5 protein-coding genes are annotated in these 4,103 nt (G+C 65.1%); 2 read left to right on the plus strand and 3 right to left on the minus strand.

The features are described from left to right. Window positions 1-31 precede the first annotated feature (31 nt). On the minus strand, window positions 32-577 hold the full coding sequence (locus ACLEJU_RS28535; RefSeq protein WP_435425657.1) for an NAD(P)H-binding protein: 546 nt from the start codon (window positions 575-577) through the stop codon (window positions 32-34). Window positions 578-632: 55 nt separating this feature from the next. Here ACLEJU_RS28535 and ACLEJU_RS28540 point away from each other — a divergent pair, with 55 nt between their 5' ends. After that, window positions 633-965 carry a DOPA 4,5-dioxygenase family protein gene (locus tag ACLEJU_RS28540; protein WP_103448362.1) on the plus strand — a complete coding sequence of 111 codons (333 nt, stop codon included), beginning with the start codon at window positions 633-635 and terminating at the stop codon, window positions 963-965. Between the two features lie 119 nt (window positions 966-1,084). Here the strand turns inward: ACLEJU_RS28540 and trpA are convergent, their stop codons facing one another. Both trpA and trpB read right to left on the minus strand, forming a co-directional pair. Beyond that, window positions 1,085-1,894: a tryptophan synthase subunit alpha gene (gene trpA, locus ACLEJU_RS28545; RefSeq protein WP_110638935.1), complete on the minus strand. Its 810-nt coding sequence runs from the start codon at window positions 1,892-1,894 to the stop codon at window positions 1,085-1,087. Continuing rightward, a complete protein-coding gene (trpB, locus tag ACLEJU_RS28550) occupies window positions 1,891-3,108 on the minus strand; it encodes a tryptophan synthase subunit beta (protein WP_085676592.1) in 1,218 nt (405 codons plus the stop codon). Before trpB ends, trpA begins: the two co-directional genes overlap by 4 nt. Before the next feature lie 110 nt (window positions 3,109-3,218). Between trpB and ACLEJU_RS28555 the strand changes: the two genes are divergently transcribed. Then, window positions 3,219-4,103, plus strand: an 885-nt coding sequence (locus tag ACLEJU_RS28555) for a LysR family transcriptional regulator (RefSeq protein ID WP_440776775.1), incomplete at its 3' end; no start/stop codon positions are given.

Consider the following 4,103-nt stretch of genomic DNA (forward strand, 5'->3'; position numbering starts at 1 on the left):
CCGGAAAGGGCTGCGCAGCAGCCCCGGCAATCTAGACCACGAAGTTCAAGTGCTCGCCCCGGTGCAAGTCCAGCTCCAGCATATCCACCATCCCCGCAGCTATACGTGCCAAGCCCTCTTCCGAAAGCGTTGGTGGCATGTTGATCAACGTCCAGCGCAACGAACTGCGCTGTAGCCCATCGACCACCTGATCAACGCATACGCGCTCCGCCTCGCTGTACTTGACGGCCTCATCGAGCACTGCAAAATCGCCCACCAGCAACAGCCGGCGTATAGTCGTGCGTGCCAGCCCGGCCAGCAGCGCCTCGCTCGCCCGCGCCTGCATCGCCTGATCACCCGGCGCCAGCAGGGCAATTACCGCTGAGCCCCCTGCCGCACCCTGCTCTGCCTGGTCGGCATCGCCCAGCCCGCCTATCTTGAAATGCAGGCCAGGGCGTGGCGCATGGCGGTTGAGGTCGTTGACCACCGCAATAACCTCGTGCTGGCGCGTCAGCAGCTCGCTCATCAGGGCATTGCCCAGGCTGCTTTCAGCCCCGAACAACACCAGTTTGAACACTGGGGTTTCGGCATTTTTCACCGCATTACTCCCTTTGCAGGTGGGGGTGATGGTTGGACCGCAATCAGGAGTTATCGTGCAGAGGATCAAGGGTTACCACGCCCACGTGTACTACGACGCATCCACTATCGAGCAGGCCCGTGAGCTTTGCGAGGAAGCGGCGCGGCTGTTTCCCGTGACCATGGGGCGCATGCACCAGAAACCGGTCGGGCCGCACCCGGACTGGAGCTGTCAGCTGGCCTTCGAGCCGGAGTTCGTGGGGGTGGTATTGCCGTGGTTGGCGCTGTATCGGAAGGGCTTGGTGGTGTTTCTGCATCCGCTGACCGGGGATGAGCTGGCGGATCACCGGGATCATGCGATCTGGATGGGGGCTGTGCGGCCTTTGAATCTGTCGATTTTTGGCGGGTAGGCCTGTGCAGCCTGTGCCGGCCTCTTCGCGGCGCGCCCGCTCCCACCAGGACGGCGCAGCCCTTGAGAGCGGCGCTGTACCTGTGGGAGCGGGCGCGCCCGCGAAGCAGGCGACGCGGATCAGCGACGAGCGCCGCGCACGCCTTCAGCCAGTGCCGAGCACAGGCTCAGCACATCGCTCACTGCCTGACCGGCATCCTTGGCCTGGGCAATCTTGTCTACCAGCGCCGATCCGACCACCACACCATCGGCCAAGCGGGCAATCGCGGCGGCCTGCTCCGGTGTACGAATACCGAAACCGACGCTGATCGGCAGGTTGGTATGCCGACGCAGGCGGGCAATTGCCTCGGTCACGTGTTCGGTAGTCGCGGAACCGGCACCGGTCACGCCCGCCACCGACACGTAATAGACGAACCCGGAGCTGCGCTCCAGCACGCGCGGCAGGCGCGCATCGTCGGTGGTCGGGGTGGTCAGGCGGATGAAGTCGATGCCTGCAGCCTGGGCCGGGGTGGCCAGCTCGGCGTCGTGCTCTGGCGGCAGGTCAACGATGATCAGGCCATCGACACCTGCTTGCTTGGCTTCGGCAACGAACTTATCCACACCGAAACGGTGGATCGGGTTGTAGTAACCCATCAGCACGATCGGCGTGGTGTGGTTATCCACACGGAATTCGCGAACCATCTGCAGGGTCTTGGCCAGGGTCTGGCCGGCTTCCAGGGCGCGCAGGGTGGCGAGCTGGATGGCCACGCCATCGGCCATCGGGTCGGTGAACGGCATGCCCAGTTCGATCACATCGGCGCCAGCTGCCGGCAGGCCCTTGAGGATCTGCAGCGAAGCGTCATAGCCCGGGTCGCCAGCGGTGACGAAGGTGACCAGCGCGGAGCGGCCCTCGGCCTTCAGTTCGGCGAAGCGTTGTTCAAGACGGCTCATGCCTGTTTCTCCTGGGCTGCCATGTGGTTCATCACGGTTTGCATGTCTTTGTCGCCGCGCCCGGACAGGCAGATCACCATCAGGTGGTCCTTGGGCAGGTTCGGTGCGCGCTTGATCGCTTCGGCCAGGGCGTGGGAGCTTTCCAGGGCCGGGATGATGCCTTCCAGGCGGCAGGTGGCGTGGAACGCATCCAGTGCTTCGTCGTCGGTGATGCTGACGTACTCGACGCGCTTCACTTCGTGCAGGTAGGCGTGCTCCGGGCCGATGCCCGGGTAGTCGAGGCCGGCGGAAATCGAGTGGGCGTCGGTGATCTGGCCGTCTTCATCCTGCAGCAGGTAGGTGCGGTTGCCGTGCAGCACGCCCGGTACGCCGCCATTCAGGCTGGCAGCGTGCTTGTCGGTGTGCACGCCGTGGCCGCCAGCTTCGACGCCGATGATCTGCACGCTCGGCTCTTCGAGGAACTCATGGAACAGGCCCATGGCGTTGGAGCCACCGCCGACGCAGGCGATCAGGCTGTCTGGCAGGCGGCCTTCCTTCTCTTGCAACTGGGCGCGGGTTTCCTTGCCGATGATCGACTGGAAGTCGCGGACCATTGCCGGGTACGGGTGCGGGCCGGCTACGGTACCGATCAGGTAGAAGGTGTCGTCGACGTTGGTGACCCAGTCGCGCAGGGCCTCGTTCATGGCGTCTTTCAGGGTGCCGGTGCCAGCGGTGACCGGGACGATCTCGGCGCCCAGCAGCTTCATGCGGAACACGTTGGCCTGCTGGCGCTCGATGTCGGTGGCGCCCATGTAGATCACGCAAGGCAAGCCGAAGCGCGCCGCGACAGTGGCGGTGGCCACGCCGTGCATGCCGGCGCCGGTTTCGGCGATCAGGCGCTTCTTGCCCATGCGCTTGGCCAGCAGCACTTGGCCGATGCAGTTGTTCACCTTGTGCGCGCCGGTGTGGTTGAGCTCTTCACGCTTGAAGAAGATCTTCGCGCCCCCGCAGTGCTCGGTCAGGCGCTCGGCAAAGTACAGCGGGTTCGGGCGGCCGATGTAGTCGCGCTGGAAGTAGGCCAGTTCTTCGAGGAACTTGGGGTCGGCCTTGGCGGCTTCGTATTCGCGGGCCAGATCCAGCACCAGCGGCATCAGGGTTTCGGCCACGTAGCGGCCGCCGAACGAGCCGAACAGGCCGTTGGCGTCGGGGCCGGGACGGTATTGGGACTGGGTCATGGGGCGCTCCAGGGCGTAATCAATGAGTGATGGGCTTTACTCTAACCACGGCAAGCCCGGCTGAAAACCGATAAGATTGCGCAAACTTGTCAGAAAAACTCACAGGTAAAATGGCTCACGACCTTCCTCCCCTCAATGCCCTAAGAGCCTTCGAGGCCACTGCCAGGCTCAACAGCGTCAGCCAGGCGGCTGAAGCACTACATGTCACCCATGGCGCCGTCAGCCGGCAGATCAAGGTGCTTGAAGAGCACCTTGGCGTGGCCCTGTTCGTCAAGGACGGGCGTGGCATCAAACTCACAGATGCTGGCATGCGCCTGCGTGACGCCAGCGGCGAGGCGTTCGACCGCCTGCGCACTGTGTGCGCCGAGTTGAGTCGGGATGTGGGCGAGGCGCCGTTCGTGCTGGGTTGTTCCGGCAGCCTGCTGGCGCGCTGGTTCATCCCCCGCTTGGGGCGCTTGAAGGCTGACCTGCCCGAATTGCGCCTGCATCTGTCGGCGGGTGAAGGCGACCTTGACCCTCGCCGGCCCGGGCTGGATGCGTTGCTGGTGTATGCCGAACCGCCATGGCCTGCGGACATGCAGGTCCACGTGCTGGCGCAAGAGCGCATCGGCCCGGTGCTGAGCCCGCACTTCGCCGGCTTCGACCGGTTGCAGGCAGCACCCGCCAAGGCTCTGCTGGACGAAGCCCTGCTGCACACCACCTCACGTCCGCAGGCTTGGCCTACCTGGGCGGCAGAACAAGGGCTGGCGTCTGGCGCGTTGAAGTACGGCCAGGCGTTCGAGCATCTGTATTACCTGTTGGAGGCCGCAGTTGCCGGCCTGGGTGTCGCAATCGCGCCACAACCCCTGGTTGCCGACGATTTGCGAGCGGGGCGCCTGAGTGCGCCGTGGGGCTTTTCGCCGACCCCTGCCGCACTGGCGTTGTGGGTGCCTCGGGGGGGGGGGGGGGGGGGGGGGGGGGGGGAGGAGAGGAGGGGGTGGAGGAAAGGGGAAGCG

The sequence above is a fragment of the Pseudomonas sp. SMN11 genome, assembly GCF_052041945.1.
Lineage (GTDB): Bacteria > Pseudomonadota > Gammaproteobacteria > Pseudomonadales > Pseudomonadaceae > Aquipseudomonas.

Coding starts and splice junctions, on each gene's coding strand:
- trpA (WP_110638935.1), bottom strand. CDS start 1,894: ATGAGCCGTCTTGAACAACGCTTCGCCGAACTGAAGGCCGAGGGCCGC.
- trpB (WP_085676592.1), bottom strand. CDS start 3,108: ATGACCCAGTCCCAATACCGTCCCGGCCCCGACGCCAACGGCCTGTTC.